This window comes from Bradyrhizobium sp. 195, assembly GCF_023101665.1.
GTDB lineage: Bacteria > Pseudomonadota > Alphaproteobacteria > Rhizobiales > Xanthobacteraceae > Bradyrhizobium.
The window spans coordinates 4719442-4745883 of the sequence record NZ_CP082161.1 but is presented as its reverse complement, the minus strand read 5'-3'; the positions used below and the strand labels follow the sequence as shown (position 1 = coordinate 4745883).

The following is a 26442-nucleotide window of genomic DNA, read 5'->3' as shown; positions in this document are numbered from 1 at the left end:
GGGCGGCCGGCTATCCTGCCGGCCCGTCAACGAGAACCCCACCGTTCATGGCCTTGCACCGCGACATCTTCTGGGTCGGCAGACAATGGGCGGTGACGGCTGCCGGCATCCAGGCCGTGGACCAGCGCCTGCGCGGCGTGCTCGACATCGAGATCGCGCGGCTCTGGGACGACGATCTCGTGCAGAGCCGGCGCGCCAAGCCCGGTGTGAATGCAGCTGACTTCGACAAGGCGCTGACGGTGGCGCGCGAGCGCTTTCCGCAGGCGCCGGAATCGAACCCGTTCGTTGCGCAATTGGAAGCGCTCGGCGTGATCGAGGCGCCCGTCGTCAGCCCGGTGCTTCCGGTGATGAAGCTGCGTGCGGAGGGCAGGCTGGCGCGTTTTCTGCCGCAATGGCGCATCCGCCGGTAACAGAATTCAGCCGGAACCTGCCACCTGGGCCCCCAGCGGCCGGTTTGCCTGATCGGCCAGAGCCGGATAAGACGGCTCAGACCCCCCATTTTGGAATCGACCCTTCGCATGCGCATTCTCTGCACCAATGACGACGGCATCCACGCCCCCGGCCTCAAGGTCGTGGAGGAGATCGCGCGCGCTCTGTCCGACGATGTCTGGGTGGTTGCACCCGAGCTCGACCAATCCGGCGTGTCGCATTCGCTGTCGCTGAACGATCCGTTGCGTCTGCGCGAAGTCGGGCCCCGGCACTTTGCCGTGCGCGGCACACCGACTGACTGCGTCATCATGGGCGCGCGCCATATCCTCGGTGCCAAACTGCCCGACATCGTGCTGTCCGGGGTCAACAAGGGCCGCAACGTCGCCGAGGACGTGGTTTATTCCGGCACCATCGCCGGCGCCTTGGAGGGCACCATTCTGGGGTTGCCGTCGTTCGCGCTGTCGCAGGAGTTCAGCGTCGAGACCCGCGAGCACCCGCCGTGGGACACCGCGCGCAAGTTCGGGCCCGACATCCTGCGCAAGGTGATCGCCGCCGGTATCCCGAAGGACACCGTCATCAACGTCAACTTCCCCTCCTGCGCGCCGGAGGATGTGCTGGGCATCCGCGTCACGCGCCAGGGCAAGCGCAATCTCGGTTTTCTCAGGATCGACGAGCGCAAGGACGGCCGGGGCAATCCCTATTACTGGATCGGCTTCGAGCGCACGGCGATGATGGATACGCCGGCCGACGGCACCGATCTCGCGGCGCTTCGCGAGCACTATGTCTCGGTCACGCCGCTCAGGCTCGACCGCACCAACGAAGCGTTTTCGGAAGAGCTCAGCGCGACGCTGAAGTAGCGGCTAGCCTGTAGCCCGGATGGAGCGCAGCGAAATCCGGGGCCGGCTTCGCTTGTGGCACGATTCCCGGATTGCGCTGCGCTCCGTCCGGGCTACGGAGAATTCAGCTAGCCGCCGCGAAGGGCGGCTTCGATGGTCTTGCCGAGCGCGTCGAGCTGAAACGGCTTCTGCAGCGCCGGCCGGTCGCGGTACTGCTCGGGCAGGCCGGAGGAGCCGTAGCCGGTGGCAAAGATGAACGGGCAGCCCTTGGCCTTGATCACGTCGGCAACCGGCGAGATGACCTTGCCGTTGACGTTGACGTCGAGGATGGCGATGTCGAACTCGGTCGCCTGGGCGAGCCGCATGGCCTCGGTGATGTCGCCCGCCTCAGCCGCGACCTTGTAGCCGAGCTCTTCGAGCATGTCCGCGACCATCATCCTGATCATCACCTCGTCCTCGACGAGGAATACAGAGCGGCCGGAAAGCCCTGTCGCGGTCATGGTTGAGTCCTTGCCCATTATCAAAAACGTTCGCAGATAACACGAATTGACGCAATGCGCGTTTCGACCAACGGATGCCTGAAAATGGTTATCGCGGCTTGTCCGTGGCAAGCCAATTTGTGGTCAAATGCGTTACCCGAAGAGTATCATGAGTTCCCGAGCAGGAACACGATTCTGGCGTCCGGGCTCAACGCCCACGGGCCCCGGCAAGACAGCGTAATCAGGAAATGACCTCCAATCAGCACCCGCCGGAAAAGATGATGTTTCAGCTCACGCTGAGGCGTCGGGGCATCAGCGATCAGGCGGTGCTGCGAACCATGGAGGAGGTGCCGCGCGAACTTTTCGTCGATGAGGCCGATCGCGACGGCGCCTACCGCGACAGCGCGCTGCCGATCGCCTGTGGGCAGACCATCAGCCAGCCCTTCGTCGTGGCCTATATGACCGAGCAGCTCCAGCTCCGGAAGCAGCACCGCGTGCTCGAGATCGGGGCAGGTTCCGGCTATCAGGCGGCGGTGCTGTCGCGGCTCGCCGGCCAGGTCCTGACGGTCGAACGCTATCGCAAGCTTGCAGACGCGGCACGCGCCAGGCTCGAAAAACTGGACTGTCACAATGTCGAGGTGATGCTTGGCGACGGGCTCAATCTGCCGTCCAATATCGGCCCATTCGATCGCATCATCGTCACCGCCGCGATGGAGCAGATTCCGGAGAATTTGGTCGAGCGGCTCCAGGTTGGCGGCATCCTGATCGCGCCGGTCGGCCCGCATCAGGGCGTGCAGACGTTGATCCGCCTGACCCGCGGTGAATCCGGGATCGAGCGCAAGGAACTCGTCGAAGTCCGCTTCGTGCCGGCACTGCCCGGGGTGGCGCGGGAGCTGTAGATTTCCGGATTGGCTGTGCCGCCAACATCTTATTGGGAGGGTTAAGCCGTTATTTACTCGGCGCGTGTTTACTTAAAAGACCAGTTCTGTTGCGTACGAGTGAGTAACCATGTCCGCTGTCGCCGAGTTGCTTTACTCGCGCCGCGTACCGCAGGTCGCGGTGCTGGCGCTGATTTCCTTCAGCTTCGCAGGGTGCAGCGCCGACATGTCGTCGCGGCTGTCCCAGTCGAACTTCTCCAATCCCTTTGCCTCAGAGCAGACCGGTTCGGTGCAACAGGCACCGCCGCCGCAGCGCGAGCTGCCGCAATATTCGCGGCCGCAGACGCAGCCCGGTTATTATCAGTCGCAGCCCTTGCCGCCGCCGGCAGTGTCCGCGCCGCAATCCTATCCCGTCGCAGGTGGTGGCGGGGTGTCCGGAGGCGGGCGCGGTGTCAGCTCCTACGCGCCCCCGACGCAGCCGCATCTGGAGACCACGGCCACCGTGCCGCTGCGCTCCGTTGCTGCCGCTCAGCCGACTGGCGGGACCAAGATCATCGTCGGTACCAGCGACACGCTCGACCTGCTCGCCAAGCGCTATCGCGTTACGCCGCAGGCGATCCTTGCCGCCAATGGCTACAAGGGCCCGCGCGCGCTCTCGCCCGGCCAGCAGCTGATCATCCCGCATCCAGCCACGGCCGCTGCACCCGCGCCAGTGATGGCTCCCGTTGCGGCAGCTCCCGCTGCGAGGCCGGTTGCTACCATGGCTGCGCCATCGAGCACCCATTTCGTCAATCATGGCGACACGCTCGCCAGCATTGCCCGCAAGAACCATATTTCGTCGGCCGAGCTTGCCCGTGCCAACGGCCTCGATCCCTCGACCAAGCTCAAGCTCGGCACCAAGCTGACCGTGCCCGGTGCCAAAACCGCCGCCGTTGCAGCTCCGGTTGCTGCGGCTCCGGTCGGGGCCGCTCCGGTTGCGGGGACGCTGCAGCCGGTTGCCGCAGCTCCCGCGCCGGCCACCAAGATGGCGGCAGTTGCCGCTCCGGTGCAGAGCGCGCGCCTGGCCCAGGCCACGACGAACGTCGAAGAGAAGCCCGCCGAGACGCCGGCGAAGGCTGCGGAGACCACCAGCGCGCTGCCGACCTTCCGCTGGCCGGTGCGCGGCAAGGTGGTCACGAGCTACGGCGCCAAGACCAACGGCAAGTCCAATGACGGCATCAATCTCGCGGTGCCCGAGGGGACGCCGGTCAAGGCGGCAGAAGATGGTGTCGTCGCCTATTCCGGCAACGAGCTGAAAGGATACGGCAATTTGGTCCTGGTTCGGCATTCCAACGGCTACGTCACCGCATATGCCCATGCGAGTGAGCTGCTGGTGAAGCGCGGCGATCCGATCAAGCGCGGTCAGGTCATTGCCAAGTCGGGTCAATCCGGGGAGGTGGCGTCGCCGCAGCTCCACTTCGAGATCCGTAAGGGATCGAGTCCGGTTGACCCGCTTCAATTCCTCAACGGGGCGTGAGGCCTACGTGCCTCGACACTGACGCTGTCGTCGCCCGGCTTGACCGGGCGACCCAGTATTCCAGAGACGGTTATTGTTGAGCCGATAGGCTGCGGCGTACTGGATTCCCCGCTTTCGCGGGGAATGACAGTTGTGGATTGGGCTATAGCTTCCGCGAAAGATTCGGCTACATCGCCGTCAGCTTCACGCCCAGCCGACCCGCCAGCTCCTGCACGAACTGCCAGGCGACGCGGCCCGAGCGTGAGCCGCGGGTGGTCGACCATTCCAGCGCCTCGCGCTCCAGCGCCTCGTCGTCGACCTCAATGCCGAAATGGCTGCAATAGCCGCGCACCATGGCGAGGTATTCGTCTTGGCTGCAGCGGTGGAAGCCGAGCCAGAGGCCGAAGCGATCCGACAGCGAGACCTTTTCCTCGACGGCTTCGCCGGGATTGATCGCAGTGGAGCGCTCGTTCTCGATCATCTCGCGCGCGAGCAGATGGCGGCGGTTCGAGGTGGCGTAAAGGATGACGTTCTCGGGCCGGCCCTCGATGCCGCCTTCGAGCACCGCCTTCAGCGACTTGTACGAGGCGTCGTTGCCGTCGAAGGAGAGGTCGTCGCAGAATACGATGAAGCGGAAGGAAGAGGCCCGAAGCTGCTCCATCAACGCGGGCAGGCTCTCGATGTCCTCGCGATGGATCTCGATCAACTTCAGCTTCTCGGCCGGTTTGCGCTCCGCGTTGATGCTGGCATGCGCGGCCTTCACCAGCGACGATTTGCCCATGCCGCGTGCGCCCCAGAGCAGGGCGTTGTTGGCGGGCAGGCCACCTGCGAACCGCTCGGTGTTCTCCATCAGGATGTCGCGCATCCGGTCGACGCCCTTCAACAGGAACAGCTCGACGCGGCTGACCCGCGGCACGGCCGACAGGCGGCCGTCGGGGTGCCAGACATAGGCATCCGCCCGCTTGAACGACTCGCGCTCGACGACCGGCTTGCCCTGGGCGGAGAGGTGCGCCGCAATGGTCTCCAGCGCGCGGACGATGCGTTCCTGGGAGAGGTCTGGGGCTGGCTGAGAAGTGGCCTTGGAGGCCGTCGTGGGGCGTTTTGCCGCGACGCGGGCAGGCTTCCTGGCAGGGGTGCGGGGGCCTTTGCCGGCCGGGCTTTTGCTTGATTTTTTGGGCATGTCCGAAGTTCCTGAGAACGCAGCCTTTATCGGGCCTGAGGGCGCGCCGCAAGGTGGCCAAAAGGGCGGTCTGGCAGCGTTGCAATTGGGACAATGGCCGCTATAGTCCGCGCGAATTTGACCGAACCGGTCGCCTTTGAAGGCCTGACCGGCCTTCCCCCGTTCTCACGAGGATCGTCCGAATGCTGATTACTCCTGCGTATGCCCAGGCCGCGGGCGCCGGCGACACCAACAGCATGTTGATGTCGCTGCTGCCGTTCGCCCTGATCTTCGTGATCATGTACTTCCTGATTCTGCGCCCGCAGCAGAAGAAAGTCCGCGACCACGCCGACCTCGTGAAGAACATCCGCCGCGGCGACACCGTCGTGACCTCCGGCGGCCTCGTCGGCAAGGTCACCAAGGTCGTCGATGACGACCAGATCGAGTTCGAGATTTCCGACGGCGTGCGGGTGCGGCAGATGCGCCAGATGATCTCCGGCGTGCGCGCCAAGGGCGAGCCGGCCAAGGAATCCAAGGAAAGCGCTAAGGAAGCCGCCAAGGACGACGCCGCGTCGAAGTGAGCGCTTCCGCGAGCATCTCAAGTCTCCTGATCTGACAGGTCCAGTCGATGTTGTATTTCACGCGGTGGAAGGCGCTCGGGATTATCCTGACGGCGCTGATCGTGTGCCTCTGCGCGGTCCCGAACTTTTTCCCCGAGGCCCAGGTCAAGACCTGGCCCGCCTGGGCGCAGCGCCGGATCGTGCTCGGCCTCGACCTCCAGGGCGGCTCCTATCTGCTGCTCGAGGTCGACTCCGCCTATGTGAAGAAGGAGCGGCTGGACCAGGTTCGTGACGACGTTCGCCGGACGCTGCGCGATGCCAAGATCGGCTTCACGGGTGGCGTGACCGTGCGCAACGACGCGGCCGAGGTGCGCATCACCAAGGAATCCGACGTTCAGGCTGCGCTCGCAAAGCTGCGCGATCTGTCCCAGCCGCTGGGCGGCCTGATGGGATCCAGCGGTCAGCGCGACCTCGAGGTGTCCGATGCCGGCGGCGGGGTGATCCGTCTGACCGTCCCGCAGGCCGCAATGCTCGATCGCCTGCGTAAGACCATCGAGCAGTCGATTCAGATCGTCGAACGCCGCGTCAACGAGCTCGGCACCGTCGAGCCCGTGATCCAGCGCCAGGGCAACGACCGCATCCTGGTGCAGGTCCCCGGCCTTCAGGACCCGACTCGCCTGAAGGAATTGCTGGGCAAGACCGCCAAGATGGAATTTCGTATGGTCGACCCCTCGGTGCCGCCGGACCAGGCGCAGCAGCGCGGGTTGCCCCCTGACACTGAGTTCCTGCCGAGCGCAACGCCGCCGCCGCCGGGCTACGTGGTCAAGAAGCAGGTGCTGGTTGCGGGCGGCGATCTGACCGATGCCCAGGCCACCTTCGACCAGCGTACCAATGAGCCGGTCGTCAGCTTCAAGTTCAATACCTCGGGCGCGCGCAAGTTCGCGCAGGCCACGCAGGAGAATGTCGGGGTGCCCTTCGCGATCATCCTCGACAACAAGGTGATCTCGGCGCCCGTCATCCGCGAGCCCATCACCGGCGGCCAGGGCCAGATCTCCGGCAGCTTCACCGTGCAATCGGCCAACGATCTGGCGATCCTCTTGCGCGCCGGCGCGCTGCCGGCGCCGCTGACCGTGGTCGAGGAGCGCACCGTCGGTCCGGGCCTCGGCCAGGACTCGATCGAGAAGGGTGAGCTGGCAGCTTACGTCGGATCGATCCTCGTCATCATCTTCATGCTGCTGACCTACCGGCTGTTCGGGGTGTTCGCCAACATCGCGGTGGCCATCAACGTCGCCATGATCTTCGGCCTGTTGTCGTTGCTCAATGCCACGCTGACGCTGCCCGGCATCGCCGGCATCGTGCTCACCGTCGGCATCGCGGTCGACTCCAACGTGCTGATCTACGAGCGCATCCGTGAGGAGCTGCGCGGCGGTCGTAACGCGATTTCGGCGATCGACGCCGGCTTCAAGCGGGCGCTGGCAACCATCCTCGATTCCAACATCACAACCTTCATTGCCGCCGCGGTGCTGTTCTACATCGGCACCGGCCCGGTGCGCGGCTTTGCCGTGACGCTCGGCATCGGCATCATCACCACGGTGTTCACCGCTTTCACCATGACCCGGCTGATCGTCGCCTGGTGGGTGCGGTGGAAGCGGCCGCAGAGCGTGCCGATCTAGGAGCCTGATCGTGACTCACACCGTTCTCATCGGGCTCGGCGTCCTCATTGCCATTCTCACAGTGGTCGCAGCCCTCGGCCTGCTGCCGTCGCTGCGTATCGTCCCGGACGACACGCATTTCGATTTCACGCGCTTCCGCCGCATCAGCTTCCCGATCTCGGCGGCGCTGTCGATCGTCGCGATCACGCTGTTCTTCACCCACGGGCTGAATTTCGGCATCGACTTCCGCGGCGGCACGCTGCTGGAGGTCAGGGCGAAGTCGGGCGCCGCCGACATTGCCGCGATGCGCACCACGCTGGATTCCTTGCGTCTGGGCGAAGTCCAGTTGCAGCAATTCGGCGATGCCGCGAACGTCCTGATCCGAGTAGCCGAGCAGCCGGGCGGCGATGCCGCGCAGCAGGCAGCGGTGCAGAAGGTTCGTTCCGCACTCGGTGATTCCGTCGAGTATCGCCGCGTCGAAGTGGTCGGCCCGCGCGTTTCGGGCGAGCTGTTGGCGTTCGGCATGCTCGGCCTGATGCTCGCGATCGTCTCGATCCTGATCTATCTCTGGTTCCGGTTCGAATGGCAGTTCGCGCTGGGCGCCATGATCGCCAACGTGCACGACATCGTGCTGACGATTGGCTTCATGTCGATCAGCCAGGTCGATTTCGACCTGACCAGCATCGCCGCGCTTCTGACCATTCTGGGCTATTCGCTCAACGACACCGTCGTCATCTACGACCGCATCCGCGAAATGCTGCGTCGCTACAAGAAGATGCCGATGCCGCAGCTGCTCAACGAGTCCATCAACTCGACGCTGTCGCGTTCGATCATCACCCACTTCACCGTGACGCTCGCGCTGCTGGCGCTGCTCTTGTTCGGCGGTCACGCGATCCACAGCTTCACCGCGGTGATGATGTTCGGCGTGGTGCTGGTCGGCACCTACACCTCGATCTTCATCGCGGCCCCGATCCTGATCTATCTCGGCGTCGGCGAGCATCGCGAAGATGCGCCCGATACGGCTACGCCGTCGAAGAAAAACAAGGCATGATCCGAACCGCATGCCCTCGCACGAGTTGGCGAGGGCAGTAAGCCCATCGGACCAAGCTCATGGCCGGCGATCCCAACGCTCCCCATTTCCCGCGCTCTGCGCCGATCGAGGCCTATGGCAAGGGCGGCTTCGCCTTCGCCGGCATGTCGCATCGCGGCTCGCTGCTCTGCCTGCCGGACGCGATCTGGGCCTGGGACGTGACGGATCCCGCGAAGATCGACCGCTATTCGCTGGATCGGGTCTTCACGGCCGCCAACAGCATCGACACGCTCCTGATCGGCACCGGAACCGGGGTCTGGCTGCCGCCGCCGGCGCTGAGGCAGGCGCTCAAAGCGGTGAGGGTGGTGCTGGACACGATGCAGACCGGTCCCGCCGTGCGCACCTACAACATCATGATCGGCGAACGGCGGCGGGTCGCCGCCGCGCTGATCGCGGTGCCATGAACCGCACATGAGCAGCGCCGCTCCGCCGCCCGATTCCGTCACCTTTTGCGCCGATCTCGTGCGCAGCCATGACTTTCCGCGCTATGCAGCGACCCTGTTCGCGCCCGCCGTAGAGCGCCGCGCATTGCTGGCGCTCTACGCCTTCAATGTCGAGATCGTCCGCGTCCGCGACCAGGTGAGCCAACCCTTGCCCGGCGAAATCCGCTTCCAGTGGTGGACGGATCTGTTCTCGGGCCTGGTCCACGGCAGCGCCGAGGGCAATCCGGTGGCGGCGGAGCTGCTGCGTGCGATCCGTGATTTCGAGCTGCCGATCGAGCCGCTCTCGCTGCTGGTCGATGAGCACCAGTTCGATCTCTACAACGACCCCATGCCGACGCTGACCGCGCTGGAGGGCTATCTGGCCGCGACCTCATCGGCGTTGTTCGGTCTGGCGGCGCAGGTTCTGGGGCCGCCATCGGAGGCGGTCGAGCATCTCGCCCGTCATGCGGGACTCGCGCAGGGCATCGTGCAGGTCATTGCGAACCTGCCGCGCGACGCATCGCACCGGCAGCTGTTCCTGCCGGAGCAGGTGCTGGCGAGCCATGGCTGCCAGATGGAGGACGTGTTTGCCGGCAAGGACACGCCGAACCTCCGCGCCGTGTTGGAGCAGCTCATGGGCGAGGCGCAGCAGCATTTGACCACGGCGATGTCGCTGCTGGCGCAAGTGCCGGTCGCGGTGCGTCCGGCGTTTCTGCCGCTGAGCCAGGTCAAGGCCGATCTCAAGCGCCTGTCGCACCCCGGCCGCAACCCGTTCGCGCCGCAGCCGACGTCGCGGCTGCGCACGCTCTGGACGCTGTGGCGGGCTTCACGTTCCCGCGAATTTACCAAATAGCGGCTGGCATATCGCCTCGAACCGCCGGATGCTCTATGCTGTCCCATGGCTGAGTTGTCCCAAAGCACGTCGCCCGATCTAAGCGGTTTTCCGGTCGCGCCAGGCGACATTCATGCCGCCGCGGCCACCATCCGGGGTGCCGTCGTCGAGACGCCCTGCAGTTACAGCCGCACGCTGAGCAGCATCTGCGGCTGTGAGATCTGGCTCAAATTCGAGAACCTTCAGTTCACGTCCTCCTTCAAGGAGCGCGGCGCGCTCAACCGCCTCACCGCGTTGACGCCGGAGGAGCGTGTGCGCGGTGTCATCGCCATGTCGGCCGGAAACCACGCGCAGGGTGTTGCCTATCACGCCAAGCGGCTCGGCATTCCCGCCACCATCGTCATGCCGGTCGGCACGCCGATGGTGAAGATCGAGAACACAAGGCATCACGGCGCGGAAGTGGTCGTCACGGGCGCGACGCTGGAGGAGGCGGCCGTCTTCGCACGTCACCACGGCGAAGCTCGCGGCATGATCTTCGTCCACCCCTACGACGATCCGCTCGTGATCGCGGGGCAGGGCACCGTCGGTCTGGAGATGATGAGAGCCGTGCCGGAGCTCGATACGCTCGTCGTCCCGATCGGCGGCGGCGGCCTGATCAGCGGCATCGGCATTGCTGCGAAATCGATCAAGCCGTCACTGCGAATCCTGGGCGTCGAGGCCTGGCTCTATCCCTCGATGTACAACGCCATCCATGACGGCAATCTACCGGCGCGCGGCGATACGCTCGCCGAAGGCATCGCGGTGAAATCGCCCGGCAAGCTCACCACCGAAATCGTCCGCCGCCTCGTCGACGACATTGCGCTGGTGAACGAAGCCGAGCTCGAGCGCGCCGTTGCGACCCTGATCTCGATCGAGAAGACGGTGGTCGAGGGCGCCGGCGCCGCCGGCCTCGCCGCGCTGATGTCCGATCCCTCCCGCTTTGCCGGCCAGAAGGTCGGGTTGGTACTCAGTGGCGGCAATATCGACACGCGGCTGATCGCCTCGGTCCTCACGCGCGAGCTGGCGCGCGAGGGGCGGCTGACGCAGCTCTCGCTCGATATTCCTGATCGCCCCGGGCAGCTGGCCGCCGTTGCGGCGCTGCTGGCCGAAGCCGGCGCCAACATCATCGAGGTCTCGCACCAGCGGACGTTCTCCGACCTGCCGGCCAAGGCGACGCTGCTGCAGCTCGTCATCGAGACCCGTGACAGCGCGCATCTCGACGAAGTCATGGCAAGGCTCAGCGCATCCGGCTTGAGCGCGCGCTGCACCTGAGCGCGCGCTACGATCGCCGCGCCAATCCCGCGACGTGGTAGATCAGGCGGTCGACCTCGGCTTCAGTGTTGTAATAGTGCGGGGACGCCCGCACGACATGCGGCAACGCGCGGCGTTCGGCATCGATGCGCGTGCTCGGCGGATCGGAAGCGCCGACCGTGATGGCGGCGGCAGCGGCACTGGCGACAACGGCGTTCGCCTCGTGTCCGTCCACCGTGAAGCTGACGATGGCCCCCGGCGCGCGTCCGAGGTCGCGAATGGTGATGCCGGGAAGGGCCGCGAGGCCGCTGCGAAGACGGCCGGCAAGCAGGCGGCAGCGGTGTTCGATCGGAGCGATGCCGATCTCGAGGGCGTAGTCGACGGCCGCCCCCAGCCCAAGCCGGGCTGCGTAGTTGTTCTCCCAGGTCTCGAAGCGGCGGCCATCGTCGCGCAGCCGATACTCGTCGCGCGCAACCCAGGGCGCGGCGAAGTGATCAATCATCGGCGGCTCGAGCCGCTGCAGCATCGCCCGGCGGACGTAGAGAAAGCCGGTGCCCCGCGGGCCGCGCAGGAATTTGCGCCCCGTGGCCGACAGCATGTCGCAGCCGATCGCCTCGACGTCGACCGCCATCTGGCCGACCGCCTGGCAGGCGTCGAGCAGGTAGGCAATGCCGTGCGCCCGCGCGACCTTGCCGATCGCCGCCGCGGGATTGATCAGCCCGCCATTGGTCGGAACCCAGGTGATGGCGATGAGTTTTACACGCTCATCGATCATGCGTTCGAGCGCGTGGACGTCGAGCTCGCCGCTGGCATCGCTTGGCACCACGTCGATGACCGCGCCGGTACGTTTGGCGACCTGAAGGAACGCCACATAATTGGCGGCATATTCCGCCTCGGCGGTCAGGAGGCGATCGCCCTGGCGAAACGGAAGCGAATAGAACGCCATCTGCCAGGCAACCGTCGCATTCTCCACGAGCGCGATCTCGTCGGGCGCAGCATTCAGCAGGCGCGCCACAGAGCCGTAGACCGCTTCGAGCCGGTCGGTCTCCCGGTCGGCGGCGGCATAGCCGCCGATCTCGCTTTCAAGATCGATATGCCGCTTCATCGCCTCGACGACAGGTAACGGCATCAACGCCGCCCCGGCGTTGTGAAGATACGCATGCCGGGAGGCGGCCGGCGTGTCGGCTCGTATTTGGTCGATGTCGATCACTGACGCCTCCACTTTCTCGCAACCTGCATGTACGAACTAATGCGTCGAACAGTCTGAGCAAGATGTCAGGCCAAAGGGCTGGCCAGGCCTCAGATGCAGATGCTGAGCAGCTTGATGTGACAGTTGCTGGACTTCGGCTTGCTTGCGGGCGCGGCCTCGCGTTTCACGGCAACGAGCGGCTCCTTGTCCTTCTTCTTGCCTTTGCCCTTCGGCTCGTAATCGCCCGCGATCACCATGGCCCAGTAGGTCCGCTTGCCGCTGGCGTTCCTGGCGCTGGCGATGCCGACGCGGGAAGCGTTGTGCAGCAACAGGTTCTTGCGGTGCCCGGAGGAGTCGATCCACTGTCCCAGGGTCTTCTCGAAATTATCGTAGCCGTAGGCGATGTTCTCGGCGGCGCGGCCGGCGCCGGCCGGTGCGACACGGCGGTTGAACGGCCCGAGCGCGTCGTGGCTGAGATCGTCCTTGGCGGCCATCGCGCGGGCCTGGTCCATGGCGATGCGGTCGAGGGTGGAATCGCGGACGACGCGGACTTCACCGTGTTTGAGGCGGAAGCTGGAGATCAACTCGGCCGGAGAATCCGCCCTCGCAGGCGCGCCCGCCAGCAGCAGCAGGCCGGCGATCATTCCGCCGACCCCACGACGCATCATCGTCCACCGAGTGCCCATAACCCCACCGAGCCCAAATTGCCGGACCGCTTCTCTATCGCCAATGTGGACGCTTCAAGGCGCGGCAGCCTGTCAGCTCGTCGGCAGGTCCGCTTCGAAGTTGAAGCGGTCGCGCAGGTTTTTTCGTTGTTCCAGGATGTCCTTGAGGAAGGCGCGATCCTGGTCGTTCTTCATCATGGGCTCGATCAGGTCGAGCTGGTTCATGGCGACCAGTTGCAGGATTTCGGTCCGCGGCTTGCCGCTGGTATCGCGCGGCAGCGCGTGCACGACCTGGATGTGTTCCGGCGGCTTCGGCCCCTTCGCGGCCGTGAGCTCGTTCCGCAACTGGCCTTCGAGCGTGGCTTGATCCGCCTCGACGAAGGCATAGAGCCCGACGCCGGAGCGGCGGTCGGCAAAGGCGACGATAGCGGTGTCGCGCACGGCCGGGTTCTTGCGGATCAACTCGGTCAGCACCGGCGCATCATTGACCAGCCTGCGGCCGCCGCCCTCGCGGTCGGTGAAGTTGAACAGGCCGCGGGTGATGGCGCGATAGACCTTCTTGCCGGTGGCGAGCCACAGGCTTGCCGCGAACGATTTCTTGGCCAGGATCTTTCGCTCGCGCGGCGTCAGCGCGTCCGGCGCGTAGGAGCGCTTGTGCTTGAGCAGATGCCGAAGGTCTTCGTAGGCGAGGATACGATAGAGCCGACCGCGCCGCGCAAAGCACGCGGCGAGCTGGAAGTCGGTCACATAGGCGCGGCCGTCGCGGCCGACCAGCCAGTTCTGTTCCTTGGCAAGATCATTGTGGCAGATGCCGGCGCGGCGCAGCCGGCGCAGGGCCACCTTGGCCGAACGGAAATAGGCGAGGTCGCCATGCGGCTTTGCCAGATGCAACGCGGCGCCGTCGACGAAGCCGCGCACCAGCGCGCGGCGGCCGGCCCAGAGCAACTCGGGGCCGACGTTGAGGCCTTTGGCGAGCACCAGCGCATGCTTCTCGCGCGCGAACAGATGGCGCGCCAGCAGGAATGACCACCACGGCACCTCGTCCAGCCGGCGCAGCACCGCGTCGACCTCGCCGCTCTCGCCGCGGAAGCGCCCGCGCTCGACGGTCGAGAACACGTCGCGCTTGAGCAGCACGCCCTCGGTCCAGCGCGCCGAGAGCGTCGCGGCGTCGTCTTTGGGGAGGCTCATTGCAAACTCACGCGGCTGCGGCCATGCGCAAATGATCGGCAATCCAGCGATCGAGATCGGCGAGTGCCAGGGCGCTCATCGCCTGCTTCTTGGCCACCGTCTTCTCGTTGCCGCGCAGGCGCGTGCCGTCGGGCTTCTTCGTCGGCACGGTCGCAAGCGGCGGAAAAAGGCCGAAATTGATGTTCATCGGCTGGAACGATCGTGTCCCGGGCTCGATGGTCTCGATATGCCCGCCGGTGATGTGGCCGAGCAGAGATCCCAGCGCGGTCGTGCCCGGTGGGCTCGCCAAAGTTTCGCCGCGCGCGTCGGCCGCCGCATAGAGACCGGCGATCAGACCGACGCTGGCAGACTCCACATAGCCCTCGCAGCCCGTCATTTGCCCGGCAAAGCGCAGCCGTGGCTGCGCGCGCAGGCGCAACTGACTGTCGAGTAGCTTTGGCGAGTTGAGGAAGGTGTTGCGATGCAGGCCGCCGAGGCGGGCAAACTCAGCCTTCTCCAGACCGGGAATGGTGCGGAAGATGCGCTGCTGCTCGCCGTATTTCAGTTTCGTCTGGAAGCCGACGATGTTGTAGAGCGTGCCGAGCTTGTTGTCCTGGCGCAGCTGCACGATGGCGTAGGCTTTCGTCGCGGGATCGTGCGGATTGGTGAGGCCGACCGGCTTCATCGGGCCGTGGCGTAGCGTCTCGGGGCCACGTTCCGCCATCACTTCGATCGGCAGACAGCCGTCGAAATAGGGCGTGTTGGTCTCCCACTCCTTGAATTCGGTCTTCTCACCTGACATCAGCGCGGCGACGAAGCCATCATACTGCTCCTTGGTCATCGGGCAGTTGATGTAGTCGGCACCGGTGCCGCCGGGGCCGACCTTGTCGTAGCGTGACTGGAACCAGGCCACCGACATGTCGATGGATTCGCGGTGCACGATCGGTGCGATCGCGTCGAAGAAGGCCAGGGCGTTCTCGTCGGTCAGCTCTCGGATGGCATCGGCCAGCGGGGCGGAGGTGAGCGGGCCGGTGGCAACGATGACATTGGTCCAGTCGGCCGGAGGCAGGCCTGCGATCTCGCCGCGGGCGATCTCGATCAGGGGATGGTCGTTCAGCGCCGTAGTAACGGCCGCGGAGAAACCATCGCGGTCGACCGCAAGGGCGCCGCCGGCCGGCACCTGGTTGGCATCGGCCGCGCGCATGACCAGCGAATCGAGCCGGCGCATCTCGGCGTGCAGGAGGCCGACGGCGTTGTTGGCGGCATCGTCCGAGCGGAATGAATTGGAGCAGACCAGCTCGGCGAGCCCGTCGGTACGGTGCGCCTCGGTCATGCGGGTGGGCCGCATCTCGTGCAGCACCACGGGGACGCCGGCTTTCGCGACCTGCCAAGCCGCCTCTGAGCCGGCAAGGCCTGCGCCGATCACGTGCACAATGTTGGATAAGGATCCTGTCATGGGGCGGACAGGTAGCGCTTTTCGGCGGTCAGTGGAATCGTCGAGATCGAGTTTTCTGCCACCAGATACGACAACGCCCGCACGAGGCGGGCGCTATCGGTTCGTCCGGTGGAGGGCTGAACGATATCAGCCCTGATACTGACCGGCGGCAACGCGCGGGATGTCCGAGCGATCGAGGCCGATATCGGCCAGTTCGCGATCGCTGAGCTGGGACAGCTCGGCAACATTGCGCTGATAGTCCCGGAAGGCCTGGATCATGCGGATGAGCGAGAGCAGCATTGGTAGTCTCCTGTAGTTCGATTCAGCCCTTGCCCGGGCTTCATCGTTGAAATGAATATAGGGGAGAGTGGTGCGGTGCGAAAGTTCCGATGTTGCGATGCAGCTAAGCGAATAGCGCATAGCGCGAGTAAGGAAGACTTAACTCCTAGGCGATCCCACCCAAGCGGTAGGCTAGGCGCGCCTAGTCTTCAGCTAAAGGTCCGTGAAATCACGGGTTTAGTAGCGGATATTTGATTTTTTATCATCACGGAAATAAGTTGTCTGGCTGTCGCGGGCAAGCGGGCGCTTCAGCGTCTACACCCAAGTCCGATATGCGCTAATCGCATGAGAAAGAGAGATCCGTATATTGAATTTATGTTCATTATTTGAGTTGAATGGAGCGAAGCCGCGAGGATGAAGCGGATTCGCCACCGTAGATCTCGCGGCGGCGCTATGCCCTCCTCCAGGGTTTGTCTCGGCCAAATTCGCCTCCTTGCTGCGGGATCCGCACGCCGAGCGTGTGCTTTGATGACACGGATGTAATGAAAAACAGAATTCCTGCATGACGCTCTGCGCGGCGCGCAACATCACGCAATTCTCGCGAGGAATTTATTGCGGCAAGTTGCCGCGCCCGGAGGAAGGTGTGGTCGCAGAGTCCGGCAATGTCGCTGGGTCTGTCCTAAGAACACAAGAGAAGGAAAGTAACATCATGACGAAGTTACTCGGGGTTATCGCCATTGCCGCCGTCGCGTTCGCGGTTGCGCCGGCCCAGGCCGCCAAGCACGCCGCCATGGGCGGCTGCAGCTCGGCCAATCTGGAGAAGACGGAAACTGCGATCGAGGCCATGCCCGACGGTGACGGCAAGCTCGTCGCTCAGAAGGAGATCGCTGCGGCGCAGGATTCGCTGCTCAACGGCAAAATGGGTGCGTGCGGCGCGCATCTGAACAAGGCGATGCACGCCACCATGGGCAAGTAAACGCAACCCAAGAGAGGGCCGGTCGCCGGACGATCGGCCCTACGCGTTGTAGATGGGTCTCTAAGGAGCGCGCGCGAGCTGCGTGGCGAAATAGGCGATGGTCTTGGAATAGACCTCGCTCTTGTTCCACTGCTTGAGCACCTCGAAATTCGGACTGCCCGGCTGCCAATCCTTGCCCTTCTGCCAGCCATAGCCGGCTAGATAGTTGGCAGTGGAGGCGAGCACGTCGGGCGCGTTGTGCAAGAGGTCGCGCTTGCCGTTGCCGTCGAAATCGACCGCGTATTTCATCCAGGATGACGGCATGAACTGGGTCTGGCCGAGCTCGCCGGCCCAGGCGCCCTTCATCTCGGCTGGTGCGAGGTCGCCGCGCTGGACGATGCGCAGCGCATCCATCAGCTCGGCGCGAAACTGCTCGGCGCGCCGGCAATCATGGGCCAGCGTCGCCAGCGAGCGGATGGTCGCGAACTTGCCGGTGTTGACGCCGAAATCGGTCTCCAAGCCCCAGATCGCGACCAGCACTTCGCCGGGAACGCCATAGGTCTGCTCGATGCGCGACAGCACCGAGCCGTATTGCTTCATCCTGTTGGAGCCACGCTCCAGGCGCGGCGGCACCATGCGGCCGGAAAATTCCTCGAAGGTCTGGGTGAAGACCTTCTGCGAGCGGTCGCGGTTGAGCACGCTTTGATCCAGCGTCACGCCGGCGAGCCCCGATGCGATCGCCTGTTGTGAGATGCCCTTGGCCGCAGCGTCGGTCTTGAAGTCCGCAAGCCAGGCATCGAAATTGCTCGAACCGCACGCAACTGCGGCGGATGCTGGCTGGGCAGACAGGATTGACGCGGAGAGGGCGAAGGCTGCGAGGGCGAGACGAGAAATCGTCGAGGTCATTCGAGTAAATGAATTCCGTGAAGCGATCTGACCGGCGGGCGCAATCTCGGTCCGAACCGCGGCCAAAGCAAGGCGTGTGACAGAGCGCGATCCTGCCCGAGCCGGGGCAGGATCGCATGTCACGATATCGTCAGACGTCCGTCCGGTTACGCCAGGGGAAGAGGTTGGCCGGGAAGTCGGCAGCCGGCTTGCGCGGACGATGCGGCGGGGGCGGCACCGGACGTGCACCGGGCTCCGAGACGATCACCTTGCGGTAGAGATGCCAAGTGGCATGGCCGAGCAGGGGGATCACCACGGCAAGGCCGACGAAGGCCGGGATCGTGCCGAGCGCAAGCAGCACCGCCACGATCAGGCCCCAGACCGCCATCGGCACCGGGTTCCTCGCGACAACGCGCAGTGAGGTGCTCATCGCCTCGAACGCGCCGGCATGGCGGTCCAGCATCAAGGGGAACGACACGGCGCTAATGCAGAGCGCAGCGAGCGCGAACAGGAAGCCGGCACCACAGCCGACCACGATCAGCCACCAGCCCTGCTGCGTCGTCAGCACGCGCGTCATGAAGTCCGAGATCCCGGTCACGCCCTCATAGCCGAACGCCGCGACATATATCGCCTGCGCGGTGGCAACCCAGGTCACGAACAGCGCGAGCAGCAACGTGCCGAGGCCGAGCATCGCCCCGAACGACGGCGAGCGCAGCACCTCCATGGCATCCCAGGCGCTGGCTTCTTCATAGCGTTCGCGCCGGCTGGAGAGCTCGTAGAGACCGAGCGCTGCGAAGGGGCCGATTAGTGCGAAGCCGGCGGCAAGGGGAAACAGCAGTGGCAGCACCGAATAGCCCATCACCACGCGGGCGAGCACGAGGCCGAGCACCGGGTAGATCACGCAGAGAATGATGGCGTGGCTCGGAACGGCCTTGAAATCCTCCCAGCCGCGCCGGAGCGCGTCGTGCAGATCGGACAGCTGGATGGTTCGAATGACGGGTCCAGCCGCATCCGCGCTCTGGCCCATTGTGGGGACATTGCCCTGGTAGAAGGTGGCCATGGTCGCTAGCTCCCTTGCCGAGCGGCCGAATCCGGCGCCGGCAAACGGCGCGAGCGGCCGCCATTTTTGAGTTTCGCGATCCCGACCAGACGCGAATTCCGGAAGGCATCGCGAGCTGAACGCAAAGCGTACGCTTATTTCCGAGTCCTGTCCCTCACGCTTGGGTGAATTTCGATGTCGCAGCGCAACCTCGACGACGTCATTCGGTCGTCATTTCGCCGCAGATAAGCTGATGCTGCTCGTTGGTTCGCAGAACTTCGCGGGCGCATCGCAGTAACTTGGTCTATAAGTGCCACTCAAGGCCCTTCCAACGGATCCTTTTCGGGGAGCAGATATGAGCATTTTCGGGAAAATCATGGGCGCGATCTTCGGTGGCCAGCCGGCTTCCGCCGCACCCGCTGGTGGCGCAGCTTCGCCCGCTGGAGCGGCGCCGGGAGCATCGGCGCCGGCCGGCGCGCCCATGGCCGCGGTCGACGTCGCCGCGGTCGTCGACAAGGCGGTGGCCGCGCACAAGGGCGAGAAGCTGGAGTGGCGTACCTCGATCGTCGACCTCATGAAGGCGCTCGACATCGATTCCAGCCTTGCGGCCCGCAAGGATCTCGCCAAGGAGCTGGGCTACACCGGCGACATGAACGATTCCGCGAGCATGAACGTCTGGCTGCACAAGCAGGTAATGTCCAAGCTCGCCGCCAATGGCGGCAAGCTGCCACCGGAGATCAAGCACTGACCGACCGCCGGTCGTGCCGCAAGGGCCCGCGATCTCGCGGGCCCTTTTGCGTTCAGGCGACCAGATCCGCATCCTCCGGATGCCTGTCGAGATAGTCGACGACGAAGCCGCAGCCGGCAATCACCTTCCTGCCGTCGCGCCGGATCAAGTCCAGCGCGCCCTTGACCAGCTCGGATGCGATGCCGCGACCGCGGAGCGCGCGGGGCGTTTCGGTGTGGGTGATGACGACCGCCGTCGGCGTCAGCCGGTAATTGGCGAAGGCGATATCGCTGCCGACATCGAGTTCGAAGCGGCTCCTGTCCTTATTGTCCCGTACAGATGCGGCGGCCATGCAAGATCCTTCCGTCGTGCGTCTTACGCGTTGATCTAGGAGCCCGTCCCCGTCCTTGGCAAGGCGCAGCCAAGGGAGCTTGCCGCACGGCAGACATCTGCAAACGCGCGTGCCTGTAGCTGCAGCGCAGTATGAGAAGCCTTCCTTTCGTGAACACCATGCCTGCTCCAATATTTGCCGGCGTCGCTCTTGCAAGTTCCACGGCGGCTCCCACGTTTTCTCAAGGACATACGTCCGAATGCGGCCGGCAGGGTCGCAAGACATTCGGAGTGTCGTGACCGCCAGCCGCCGACGTGTGCCTCTGTCACAGGAGGGTACGATGTCGGACTTTGGTTTCTTGAATACTCATCGAACATGGGAAGACTGGTGCGGAATGCTGCTCGGCGCGCTCATCGTGGCTTCGCCGTGGTTTCCCATCCAGGATCAGGCGGCGATCACCGGAAACCAGACGGCGGTCCTGAATGCGGTCACAATCGGCCTGGTCGTGTTTGGCATTAGCCAGCTCGAATACGTCGCCTTGCAGCGCTGGCAAGAGGTGACGACGATCCTCGTCGGACTGTGGCTCATCGCCTCGCCTTACGCCCTCGGCTATTCCGGTGAAGGTTTTCTCCGCATCTATCACACGAGCCTCGGCGGGGCGGTGGTGCTGCTGGGCATACTCCAGCTGTGGCAGGACTGGGATCTGAATGATCAGGACATGCTCCGGCATGGATAACAGGCCGTAGAGATCGGCAGGCCCGCTGGCTATGGGCGGCGGGCCTGTGCTCTCACCTCGTCACGAGGTCCGCATAGTCCGGATGCTTTTCGATCCACGCTTTCACGAACGGGCATTGCGGGATCAGCTTCAATCCGGACGCGCGGACTTGGTCGAGTGCGCCTTGCACCAGCTTCGAGCCGACGCCCTTGCCGCCGAGCTCCTTCGGCACGTCGGTGTGCTCGAACGGGATCACATCGCCGTCGATCTTGTAGTGCTCGGTCGCAAGATGGCCTTCCACCGAGAGCTCGTAGCGGCAATGGTCCTTGTTGTTGATGACGTCGGTCATGTTGTCGACCCTCCAGCTGCCAGCCTCGCGCACCAAGTCATAACGCACGGTCGGGCCGGCCGGTTTCCGATGTTGAGGTCGTCGGTTCAATCGGTCGCTTTGGCGAGCCTGGAATCTTCGGGCTGCTGCTGCGGGCGCAGGCATCCCCGGCAGATGACCAGGGAGCGGTTGACCCTGGCATCCTGCTCAGCCTCACTGCCGTCCTGCGCTTGCCACCACTCCTTCGAATGGGGCTGAAGCCCGGCTTGCGAGCTGCTTCGCTCGGATCGGGTCGCGGTCCGTGTTGGTTGTGAGGCCGCATGCGGCCGATTGGGATCCTCGCCGGCGCCATCCCAGGCATAACGGGCAGGCTTGAAGGCGGGATCGGACGCAAGATGCGCCTGCGGCGCCACGGCACATCCGGCGAGCGCCAGCGACAACAGGAGGAGGGCAGGCGCTTTGACCATGATGCGGCACTCTGTACGCGAGAACTGAGCGAGGGTGCGCCGATCATGTTTAAAATTCCCTGAACGATTGCGACCGCGCCGGCGACCAACCCGCATGCGTTATCTGATCCTCATGCTCGCCCTGTTCGCCTCTGCCGCGCGCGCCGAGGATGCAAGGACGTTCAATCCAGCCGACTATCCGCCTGGCGTGCAGAAGGCGCTGCGCTACGCCAATGAGGAATGCACCAGTCAGGACGGCGGCGACGTGAGCTTCGCGCCTGATACGGTGCGCAGGATCGACCTCACCGGTGATGGCCGCGACGACTACATCGTCGATTTCGGCGAGACCAAATGCGGAGATCGCGAGACCACCTATTGCGGAACCGGCGGCTGCGTCATCAAGATCCTGGCGACGTTGCCAGATGGCAATCTGCGCGAGGTGTTTGACGGCTATGTCCTCCGCTACAAGATCATGGCCCCGCCGATGAAGCGCGGCGCCGCGCGAACCGTTCGCTTCGATCTGCATGGCAGCTTCTGCGGCGGCTTTGGTCCGCAGGCCTGCGTCAAGCAGAAGACCATCACGGCGACGCCGTTTGCATTCAAGCAACCGTAGGGGAGCCGTGCATCCGGCGGCCTTGCAGGCGTGCCGCTGATGGCGATAAATGGGCTGCAATGAGCGGGTGGCCAGTGTGCCGTCCGCCTTCGAAGAGGAAGCCCCATGCAGCCCCTGCGCATGTCCCGCCGCGTCATGAATCTCGCTTACATGCTGACCCAGAATGCGCGGCGGCATGGAACGCGTCCCGGCTTCGTCTGGGGAGACAAATCCTGGACCTGGCACCAGATCGACGCGCAGGTCTCGGCGCTGGCGGCGGCGCTCGCCGCGCGCGGCATCACCAAGGGCGACCGCATCCTGGTCCATTCCAAGAATGGCGACGAGATGTTCTTCTCGATGTTCGCGGCATTCCGGCTCGGCGCGGTCTGGGTGCCCACCAATTTCCGCCTGATGCCGGATGAGGTCACCTATCTCGCGCAGGCCTCCGGGGCCAAGGCATTTCTGTGCCATGTCGATTTTCCCGAGCACGCCGCGGCCGTGAAGGGCGGCGCGCTTGAGTTCACCTGGAGCATCGACGGCAAGGCCGCGTTCGGCGAGCGATCGGTTGCCGATGCCATTGCCGCGCAGGCTGGCGCCAGTATCGCGAATGCCGATGTCGAGCACGACGATCCCTGCTGGTTCTTCTTCACCTCGGGCACGACAGGGCGTTCCAAGGCGGCGGTGCTGACCCACGGCCAGATGGGATTTGTCGTCACCAACCATCTTGCCGACCTGACGCCTGGCGTCACGGAGAACGACGCCTCGCTGGTGGTGGCGCCGCTGTCGCATGGCGCCGGCGTGCATCAGCTGGTGCAGACCGCGCGCGGCGTCTGCACCGTGCTGCTGCCGACCGAGAAGTTCGACGTCAACGAGGCATTCCGCCTGATCGAGACGTATCGGGTCGCCAATCTCTTTACCGTGCCGACGATCCTGAAGATGATGGTCGAGCATCCCGGCGTCGACAAATACGACCATAGCTCGCTGCGCCACGTGATCTATGCCGGCGCGCCGATGTATCGCGAGGACCAGAAGACCGCGTTGAGAAAGCTCGGCAAGGTCATCGTGCAGTATTTTGGCCTCGGCGAGGTCACCGGCAACATCACCGTGCTGCCGGCGGCGCTGCACGATGCTGAGGATAGTCCGTATGCCAAGATCGGCACCTGCGGTTTCGAGCGCACCGGCATGCAGGTCTCGATCCAGGACGACGAAGGCCGCGAGCTCGCGGCCAACCAGAGCGGCGAGATCTGCGTGATCGGCCCTGCCGTTCTCGCCGGCTATTACGACAACCCTGAAGCCAATGCGAAGGCATTCCGCAACGGCTGGTTCCGCACCGGCGATCTCGGCCACATGGACGAGGAGGGATTCGTTTACATTACCGGCCGCGCGTCCGACATGTACATCTCCGGCGGCTCCAACATCTATCCGCGCGAGATCGAGGAGAAGATCCTGACGCATCCGGCGGTCGGCGAGGTCGCCGTGCTCGGCGTGCCCGATGCGACCTGGGGCGAGGTCGGCGTCGCCGTCTGCGTGGCGCGCGAAGGCGAGAAGCCGGTGAGCGAAGCCGAGATGGCGGCGTTCCTCTCGCCGAAGGTGCCGCGCTACAAGATGCCGAAGCGGTTCTTCTTCTGGGAGGCGCTGCCGAAATCCGGTTATGGCAAGATTCCCAAACGCATGGTGCGCGACGAGCTCGAGGCGCGTGGGCTGCTCGATCTCGACAAGACGAAAGCTGGCTGAGCGAAGGCGATGCGGAGTATCAAGCAGCCGGGCGCGGCCGTCGCGGAACGCATCCAATGGGTGGAGGCGAGGGGGCGCGCCTTCTCGTTCACGCTTCAGGCAGGTCTGCCGCTGCTGGAAGCCGCACGGCGCGGCTTTGCGGCCGAAGGTTTTACAAGCGGCGTGCTCAACTTCAGGCACGGCGCGCTGGGGCCGTTCGCCTATGTCATGCCGGCGCTGTCGAAGACCGGCGAGAACGCCGCGTTCTACAGCGACACGTTTCGGCCCGGCGGCGTGACGCGCACGAAGCTCGGCAGCATGACGCTCGGCATGCGCGCCGGCGCGCCGTTCTTTCATTGCCATGGGCTGTGGACTGAGGCTGACGGCAAGGCCAGTGGCGGCCACATGCTGCCGGACGAGACCGTCGTCGCCGAACCGTTCGAGGTCGAGGCCTTCGGTCTCGACGGTGCGATGTTCACCGCCGAGCCCGATCCCGAGACCAATTTCAAGCTGTTCGGCCCGGTGGCGGCTGAGAGCTCGCGCGCGCGCACGACCAGCCGCGCGTATCCGCTCCGGCTGCGCCCGAACCAGGATTTTGCTGGCTCGCTCGAAGAGTTCTGCCGCGCGCACGGGGTGGCGCGTGCGAAGATCCATGGCGGCGTCGGTTCGACCATCGGCGCGCGCTTCACCCATGGCGGCGTGACCGAGCCGTTTGCGACCGAGCTTGCGGTGACGGCCGGGCTGATCGCGCCCGGTCACTCTGGCGCGCCCGAAGCCGCGCTCGACGTCGCGCTGGTCGATTACACCGGCGGCCTGGCGGAGGGGCGTCTGGCCCGCGGCGATAATCCCGTGCTGATGACGATGGAGTTGGTGCTGGAGGCGCAGGACTAGCCTTGCGGTCGGGGCTTGCGCCGGGCGTATCCTGCCGGTTGCGTCGGATTGCACAAGCTGAAGGGCGATCGCAGGGGACAATGAGCAATGACGGTCAATGAGCGTTGGCGCATTTGCTTCGAATTCAGCAAGGGCGATGCCTACGAGGTAGAAATCGTCGAGTATCACAAGGGCTGACATCCATCCCGGACGGCCGCTCAAGCGCGAATTGGTTGCGCGAGGGCTGAGCGCCAACAGGCTTTCACTCGACATCGGCGTTCCCTCGGGGCGGATTACCGATATTCTGAATGGACGCAGAGGTATCTCGGCTGACACCGCGGTGCGCCTTGGTCGATATTTCGGCAACAGTCCTCAATTCTGGTTGGACTTGCAGGGGCAGTACGACATCGGTGTCGTCGAGCGGGAGAAGGGCGCGGAGATCGCTCGACGTGTGAGGCCCGCCGACGCGGCTTGATCTGCTCGCCACGTTCGTGTCCCGGACAAGCCGCAACGCGCAAGCGGTGCGGTGCAGAGCCGGGACCCAGAAGCCGCGCATATCGCTGCGACGGGCCCCGGCTCTGCAGCGCACCGCACCGGGCGATGCTTCGCATCGCCGGGGCGCTGCGCTGCGTCCGGGGCACGAGAGCGGTATTCGTCTTCATGTTCGAAACTCAATCGCACGCGCGGTTTCCCGTTCTCGCGGCGTATTCCGCCCGAGTTTTGCGGCCGTTGCCGCCCTCGAAAACGCCGAGGGCGCAGGGAAGGTCGGGTGCCGGCTGGCACCCGCGGTCCACTGTGCGAAGCGTGTGCTGAAAACAGCTGCACAGCGGCATACAGGTGAAGCCAGACATCCGGCCTTCCCTGCGCAGTGGTTTTACGGCTTATGTCGTGCTCTCCCCGGGGAGCGATGCACTATTGCCCCGTCGCCTTGCGGATGGCTGATGTTGCACGCCCGGTTGGGCCGCCACATCACCGCAACACTTGGCGCACAGACCCTGGGCGCCAGGACCACACGATTTTGCCGTACGCTGAGCGCGCCGGTCGTATGCGCGAGGGGTAACTGCTCATGGTGTGACCCGCCCTGCAACCACGCCTTGCGCCGACGCAAGCAGCGTCCACCACGTCCCATCCCGCATGTCGTGACGATCGCGATGCGCCCCTCGGCCGGGTTGGGGTGGCTTTTCTATACGATAATCCGAAATTCTGATAAAGAGAATTATTTAAACCTGATGGCGTTGACCCTCCCATCGGGTGTTTTGCCCGACAGGCAGCGCAACAGGTTGTGGGCTGTGCCGAGTGCCGCCGCAAGGGCGCCACGAACCGGTCTCCCCTCGGCCCCAAAATACGCTAGGATGACCGGAGCGCGCATTCCAAGTCGCGCATGATCAACTGGACGTATGAGGAAACGAGATGAGGGTGACGATTGGACGGCGCACGGCGGTGGCTGCGGCGCTGGCTGTGATTGGGGCGGCAGGCTTGACGGCGACCTTTGGCCCGGCGTGGGCGCATGGGCCGACTCGGCAGAAGGTGCGGGAATCCATCGAGATCAGTGCGCCGCCGGCCAAGGTCTGGGCCGCGATCTCCAATTTCCAGGACATGAGCTGGCTCCCGATCGTCACCAAGACCACGGGTGAGAAGGGCAACGAGATCGGCGCGACGCGGACGCTGACCCTGACAGGCGGCCCGACGGTCGAGGAGGAGCTCTACAAATACGAGCCCGACATGCAGAGCTACTCGTACCGGATCACCAAGGTCGACGTGAAGGTGCTGCCGGTGACCAATTATTCCTCGACCTTGACGGTGTCGCCGGCGCCCGACGGCAAGTCCAAGTTGGAATGGGCCGGCGCGTTCTACCGCGGCTTTCCCAACAACGATCCGCCGCCGGAGCTGAGCGACGAGGCCGCGGTGAAGGCGGTGAGCGAGCTCTACAAGACCGGCCTCGAGGCGCTGAAGAAGAAGATCGAGAGCGGTAGCTGATCGTGCG

Annotated in this window: 30 protein-coding genes; 18 read left to right on the top strand and 12 right to left on the bottom strand. The window is 64.8% G+C overall.

The annotated features are described in order from the left end of the window. Window positions 1-47: 47 nt before the first annotated feature. Together IVB26_RS22010 and surE are read left to right on the top strand one after the other, a co-directional pair. Window positions 48-410: a hypothetical protein gene (locus IVB26_RS22010; protein WP_247967386.1), complete on the top strand. Its 363-nt coding sequence runs from the start codon at window positions 48-50 to the stop codon at window positions 408-410. Between the two features lie 108 nt (window positions 411-518). Beyond that, entirely contained in the window at window positions 519-1286 is a 768-nt protein-coding gene (surE, locus tag IVB26_RS22005; protein WP_247967385.1) for a 5'/3'-nucleotidase SurE, read from the top strand. A 107-nt stretch (window positions 1287-1393) separates the two neighbouring features. Here surE and IVB26_RS22000 read toward each other — a convergent pair whose 3' ends face one another. Then, entirely contained in the window at window positions 1394-1765 is a 372-nt protein-coding gene (locus IVB26_RS22000; protein WP_008547195.1) for a response regulator, read from the bottom strand. Window positions 1766-1992: 227 nt separating this feature from the next. On the opposite strand from IVB26_RS22000, the gene IVB26_RS21995 reads away from it, so the two are divergent. Together IVB26_RS21995 and IVB26_RS21990 are read left to right on the top strand one after the other, a co-directional pair. Further along, the gene (locus IVB26_RS21995; protein WP_247967384.1) at window positions 1993-2643 is read left to right on the top strand and encodes a protein-L-isoaspartate(D-aspartate) O-methyltransferase; all 651 of its coding nucleotides are present in this window, start codon (window positions 1993-1995) and stop codon (window positions 2641-2643) included. A 109-nt stretch (window positions 2644-2752) separates the two neighbouring features. Continuing rightward, the gene (locus IVB26_RS21990) at window positions 2753-4138 is read left to right on the top strand and encodes a LysM peptidoglycan-binding domain-containing M23 family metallopeptidase (protein ID WP_247967383.1); all 1386 of its coding nucleotides are present in this window, start codon (window positions 2753-2755) and stop codon (window positions 4136-4138) included. A gap of 166 nt (window positions 4139-4304) precedes the next feature. On the opposite strand, the gene IVB26_RS21985 is transcribed toward IVB26_RS21990, so the two are convergent. Further along, on the bottom strand, window positions 4305-5297 hold the full coding sequence (locus tag IVB26_RS21985; protein ID WP_247967382.1) for an ATP-binding protein: 993 nt from the start codon (window positions 5295-5297) through the stop codon (window positions 4305-4307). A gap of 182 nt (window positions 5298-5479) precedes the next feature. On the opposite strand from IVB26_RS21985, the gene yajC reads away from it, so the two are divergent. From yajC to IVB26_RS21955, 6 genes are read left to right on the top strand one after another with little or no spacing between them, the layout of a single operon-like run. Continuing rightward, window positions 5480-5857, top strand: a complete 378-nt coding sequence (gene yajC, locus IVB26_RS21980) for a preprotein translocase subunit YajC (protein WP_247321458.1) — start codon at window positions 5480-5482, stop codon at window positions 5855-5857. 47 nt (window positions 5858-5904) lie between these two features. Then, window positions 5905-7509 carry a protein translocase subunit SecD gene (gene secD / locus IVB26_RS21975; protein ID WP_247967381.1) on the top strand — a complete coding sequence of 535 codons (1605 nt, stop codon included), beginning with the start codon at window positions 5905-5907 and terminating at the stop codon, window positions 7507-7509. Window positions 7510-7519: 10 nt separating this feature from the next. Further along, window positions 7520-8539 (top strand): protein translocase subunit SecF, encoded by a 1020-nt coding sequence (secF, locus tag IVB26_RS21970; protein ID WP_247967380.1) that lies wholly within the window; start codon window positions 7520-7522, stop codon window positions 8537-8539. A gap of 59 nt (window positions 8540-8598) precedes the next feature. After that, window positions 8599-8982 (top strand): Mth938-like domain-containing protein, encoded by a 384-nt coding sequence (locus IVB26_RS21965; protein WP_106950502.1) that lies wholly within the window; start codon window positions 8599-8601, stop codon window positions 8980-8982. A 7-nt stretch (window positions 8983-8989) separates the two neighbouring features. Further along, entirely contained in the window at window positions 8990-9853 is an 864-nt protein-coding gene (locus IVB26_RS21960; protein WP_247967379.1) for a phytoene/squalene synthase family protein, read from the top strand. Between the two features lie 45 nt (window positions 9854-9898). Beyond that, window positions 9899-11143, top strand: a complete 1245-nt coding sequence (locus IVB26_RS21955; RefSeq protein WP_247967378.1) for a threonine ammonia-lyase — start codon at window positions 9899-9901, stop codon at window positions 11141-11143. A 7-nt stretch (window positions 11144-11150) separates the two neighbouring features. Here IVB26_RS21955 and IVB26_RS21950 read toward each other — a convergent pair whose 3' ends face one another. The 5 genes from IVB26_RS21950 to IVB26_RS21930 form a co-directional block, all read right to left on the bottom strand. Beyond that, window positions 11151-12332 (bottom strand): aminotransferase class V-fold PLP-dependent enzyme, encoded by a 1182-nt coding sequence (locus IVB26_RS21950; protein ID WP_247967377.1) that lies wholly within the window; start codon window positions 12330-12332, stop codon window positions 11151-11153. Between the two features lie 89 nt (window positions 12333-12421). Beyond that, window positions 12422-12976, bottom strand: a complete 555-nt coding sequence (locus IVB26_RS21945) for a CAP domain-containing protein (protein ID WP_247973243.1) — start codon at window positions 12974-12976, stop codon at window positions 12422-12424. Window positions 12977-13069: 93 nt separating this feature from the next. Further along, on the bottom strand, window positions 13070-14164 hold the full coding sequence (locus tag IVB26_RS21940; RefSeq protein ID WP_247967376.1) for a serine/threonine protein kinase: 1095 nt from the start codon (window positions 14162-14164) through the stop codon (window positions 13070-13072). 7 nt (window positions 14165-14171) lie between these two features. After that, the gene (gene trmFO / locus IVB26_RS21935; protein ID WP_247967375.1) at window positions 14172-15599 is read right to left on the bottom strand and encodes a methylenetetrahydrofolate--tRNA-(uracil(54)-C(5))-methyltransferase (FADH(2)-oxidizing) TrmFO; all 1428 of its coding nucleotides are present in this window, start codon (window positions 15597-15599) and stop codon (window positions 14172-14174) included. Window positions 15600-15725: 126 nt separating this feature from the next. Next, window positions 15726-15878 carry a DUF1127 domain-containing protein gene (locus IVB26_RS21930; protein WP_007590701.1) on the bottom strand — a complete coding sequence of 51 codons (153 nt, stop codon included), beginning with the start codon at window positions 15876-15878 and terminating at the stop codon, window positions 15726-15728. Between the two features lie 688 nt (window positions 15879-16566). Between IVB26_RS21930 and IVB26_RS21925 the strand changes: the two genes are divergently transcribed. Next, complete coding sequence (locus IVB26_RS21925; RefSeq protein ID WP_247967374.1) at window positions 16567-16833, top strand: hypothetical protein; 267 nt, start codon at window positions 16567-16569, stop codon at window positions 16831-16833. Between the two features lie 60 nt (window positions 16834-16893). Here the strand turns inward: IVB26_RS21925 and IVB26_RS21920 are convergent, their stop codons facing one another. Both IVB26_RS21920 and IVB26_RS21915 read right to left on the bottom strand, forming a co-directional pair. Continuing rightward, window positions 16894-17718, bottom strand: coding sequence for a lytic murein transglycosylase (locus tag IVB26_RS21920; protein WP_247967373.1), 825 nt, complete (start codon window positions 17716-17718; stop codon window positions 16894-16896). A 130-nt stretch (window positions 17719-17848) separates the two neighbouring features. Further along, window positions 17849-18757: a DUF2189 domain-containing protein gene (locus tag IVB26_RS21915; RefSeq protein WP_247967372.1), complete on the bottom strand. Its 909-nt coding sequence runs from the start codon at window positions 18755-18757 to the stop codon at window positions 17849-17851. Between the two features lie 334 nt (window positions 18758-19091). Here IVB26_RS21915 and IVB26_RS21910 point away from each other — a divergent pair, with 334 nt between their 5' ends. After that, on the top strand, window positions 19092-19484 hold the full coding sequence (locus tag IVB26_RS21910) for a DUF3597 domain-containing protein (RefSeq protein ID WP_247967371.1): 393 nt from the start codon (window positions 19092-19094) through the stop codon (window positions 19482-19484). A 52-nt stretch (window positions 19485-19536) separates the two neighbouring features. Here the strand turns inward: IVB26_RS21910 and IVB26_RS21905 are convergent, their stop codons facing one another. After that, entirely contained in the window at window positions 19537-19815 is a 279-nt protein-coding gene (locus tag IVB26_RS21905; RefSeq protein WP_247967370.1) for a GNAT family N-acetyltransferase, read from the bottom strand. A gap of 319 nt (window positions 19816-20134) precedes the next feature. Here IVB26_RS21905 and IVB26_RS21900 point away from each other — a divergent pair, with 319 nt between their 5' ends. Next, a complete protein-coding gene (locus IVB26_RS21900) occupies window positions 20135-20530 on the top strand; it encodes an SPW repeat protein (protein ID WP_246929340.1) in 396 nt (131 codons plus the stop codon). 52 nt (window positions 20531-20582) lie between these two features. On the opposite strand, the gene IVB26_RS21895 is transcribed toward IVB26_RS21900, so the two are convergent. Together IVB26_RS21895 and IVB26_RS21890 are read right to left on the bottom strand one after the other, a co-directional pair. After that, window positions 20583-20858: a GNAT family N-acetyltransferase gene (locus IVB26_RS21895; protein ID WP_247967369.1), complete on the bottom strand. Its 276-nt coding sequence runs from the start codon at window positions 20856-20858 to the stop codon at window positions 20583-20585. Between the two features lie 86 nt (window positions 20859-20944). Continuing rightward, on the bottom strand, window positions 20945-21304 hold the full coding sequence (locus IVB26_RS21890; RefSeq protein WP_247967368.1) for a hypothetical protein: 360 nt from the start codon (window positions 21302-21304) through the stop codon (window positions 20945-20947). A gap of 94 nt (window positions 21305-21398) precedes the next feature. Between IVB26_RS21890 and IVB26_RS21885 the strand changes: the two genes are divergently transcribed. The 5 genes from IVB26_RS21885 to IVB26_RS21865 all read left to right on the top strand — a co-directional run bounded on the left by IVB26_RS21885 (window position 21399) and on the right by IVB26_RS21865 (window position 26435). Next, window positions 21399-21896, top strand: a complete 498-nt coding sequence (locus IVB26_RS21885; RefSeq protein ID WP_247967367.1) for a hypothetical protein — start codon at window positions 21399-21401, stop codon at window positions 21894-21896. Between the two features lie 105 nt (window positions 21897-22001). Beyond that, a complete protein-coding gene (locus tag IVB26_RS21880) occupies window positions 22002-23609 on the top strand; it encodes an acyl-CoA synthetase (protein WP_247967366.1) in 1608 nt (535 codons plus the stop codon). Between the two features lie 9 nt (window positions 23610-23618). Beyond that, window positions 23619-24479 carry a PCC domain-containing protein gene (locus IVB26_RS21875; RefSeq protein WP_247967365.1) on the top strand — a complete coding sequence of 287 codons (861 nt, stop codon included), beginning with the start codon at window positions 23619-23621 and terminating at the stop codon, window positions 24477-24479. Between the two features lie 208 nt (window positions 24480-24687). Continuing rightward, complete coding sequence (locus IVB26_RS21870) at window positions 24688-24933, top strand: HigA family addiction module antitoxin (protein ID WP_458309284.1); 246 nt, start codon at window positions 24688-24690, stop codon at window positions 24931-24933. A gap of 935 nt (window positions 24934-25868) precedes the next feature. Then, window positions 25869-26435 (top strand): SRPBCC family protein, encoded by a 567-nt coding sequence (locus tag IVB26_RS21865; protein ID WP_247967364.1) that lies wholly within the window; start codon window positions 25869-25871, stop codon window positions 26433-26435. Window positions 26436-26442: the final 7 nt, after the last annotated feature.

Bases quoted from the DNA above. Each gene is read 5' to 3' on its own strand.
- IVB26_RS21900 (WP_246929340.1), top strand. From the start codon at position 20,135: ATGTCGGACTTTGGTTTCTTGAATACTCATCGAACATGGGAAGACTGG.
- IVB26_RS21915 (WP_247967372.1), bottom strand. From the start codon at position 18,757: ATGGCCACCTTCTACCAGGGCAATGTCCCCACAATGGGCCAGAGCGCG.
- IVB26_RS21945 (WP_247973243.1), bottom strand. From the start codon at position 12,976: ATGCGTCGTGGGGTCGGCGGAATGATCGCCGGCCTGCTGCTGCTGGCG.
- IVB26_RS21995 (WP_247967384.1), top strand. From the start codon at position 1,993: ATGACCTCCAATCAGCACCCGCCGGAAAAGATGATGTTTCAGCTCACG.
- IVB26_RS21910 (WP_247967371.1), top strand. From the start codon at position 19,092: ATGAGCATTTTCGGGAAAATCATGGGCGCGATCTTCGGTGGCCAGCCG.
- IVB26_RS21890 (WP_247967368.1), bottom strand. From the start codon at position 21,304: ATGGTCAAAGCGCCTGCCCTCCTCCTGTTGTCGCTGGCGCTCGCCGGA.
- IVB26_RS21985 (WP_247967382.1), bottom strand. From the start codon at position 5,297: ATGCCCAAAAAATCAAGCAAAAGCCCGGCCGGCAAAGGCCCCCGCACC.
- IVB26_RS21940 (WP_247967376.1), bottom strand. From the start codon at position 14,164: ATGAGCCTCCCCAAAGACGACGCCGCGACGCTCTCGGCGCGCTGGACC.
- IVB26_RS21865 (WP_247967364.1), top strand. From the start codon at position 25,869: ATGAGGGTGACGATTGGACGGCGCACGGCGGTGGCTGCGGCGCTGGCT.
- IVB26_RS21920 (WP_247967373.1), bottom strand. From the start codon at position 17,718: ATGACCTCGACGATTTCTCGTCTCGCCCTCGCAGCCTTCGCCCTCTCC.
- IVB26_RS21875 (WP_247967365.1), top strand. From the start codon at position 23,619: ATGCGGAGTATCAAGCAGCCGGGCGCGGCCGTCGCGGAACGCATCCAA.
- trmFO (WP_247967375.1), bottom strand. From the start codon at position 15,599: ATGACAGGATCCTTATCCAACATTGTGCACGTGATCGGCGCAGGCCTT.
- IVB26_RS21880 (WP_247967366.1), top strand. From the start codon at position 22,002: ATGCAGCCCCTGCGCATGTCCCGCCGCGTCATGAATCTCGCTTACATG.
- IVB26_RS21905 (WP_247967370.1), bottom strand. From the start codon at position 19,815: ATGGCCGCCGCATCTGTACGGGACAATAAGGACAGGAGCCGCTTCGAA.
- IVB26_RS21925 (WP_247967374.1), top strand. From the start codon at position 16,567: ATGACGAAGTTACTCGGGGTTATCGCCATTGCCGCCGTCGCGTTCGCG.
- IVB26_RS21895 (WP_247967369.1), bottom strand. From the start codon at position 20,858: ATGACCGACGTCATCAACAACAAGGACCATTGCCGCTACGAGCTCTCG.
- IVB26_RS21965 (WP_106950502.1), top strand. From the start codon at position 8,599: ATGGCCGGCGATCCCAACGCTCCCCATTTCCCGCGCTCTGCGCCGATC.
- IVB26_RS21955 (WP_247967378.1), top strand. From the start codon at position 9,899: ATGGCTGAGTTGTCCCAAAGCACGTCGCCCGATCTAAGCGGTTTTCCG.
- surE (WP_247967385.1), top strand. From the start codon at position 519: ATGCGCATTCTCTGCACCAATGACGACGGCATCCACGCCCCCGGCCTC.
- IVB26_RS21990 (WP_247967383.1), top strand. From the start codon at position 2,753: ATGTCCGCTGTCGCCGAGTTGCTTTACTCGCGCCGCGTACCGCAGGTC.
- IVB26_RS22000 (WP_008547195.1), bottom strand. From the start codon at position 1,765: ATGACCGCGACAGGGCTTTCCGGCCGCTCTGTATTCCTCGTCGAGGAC.
- IVB26_RS21885 (WP_247967367.1), top strand. From the start codon at position 21,399: ATGCGTTATCTGATCCTCATGCTCGCCCTGTTCGCCTCTGCCGCGCGC.
- secD (WP_247967381.1), top strand. From the start codon at position 5,905: ATGTTGTATTTCACGCGGTGGAAGGCGCTCGGGATTATCCTGACGGCG.
- IVB26_RS22010 (WP_247967386.1), top strand. From the start codon at position 48: ATGGCCTTGCACCGCGACATCTTCTGGGTCGGCAGACAATGGGCGGTG.
- IVB26_RS21960 (WP_247967379.1), top strand. From the start codon at position 8,990: ATGAGCAGCGCCGCTCCGCCGCCCGATTCCGTCACCTTTTGCGCCGAT.
- IVB26_RS21930 (WP_007590701.1), bottom strand. From the start codon at position 15,878: ATGCTGCTCTCGCTCATCCGCATGATCCAGGCCTTCCGGGACTATCAG.
- yajC (WP_247321458.1), top strand. From the start codon at position 5,480: ATGCTGATTACTCCTGCGTATGCCCAGGCCGCGGGCGCCGGCGACACC.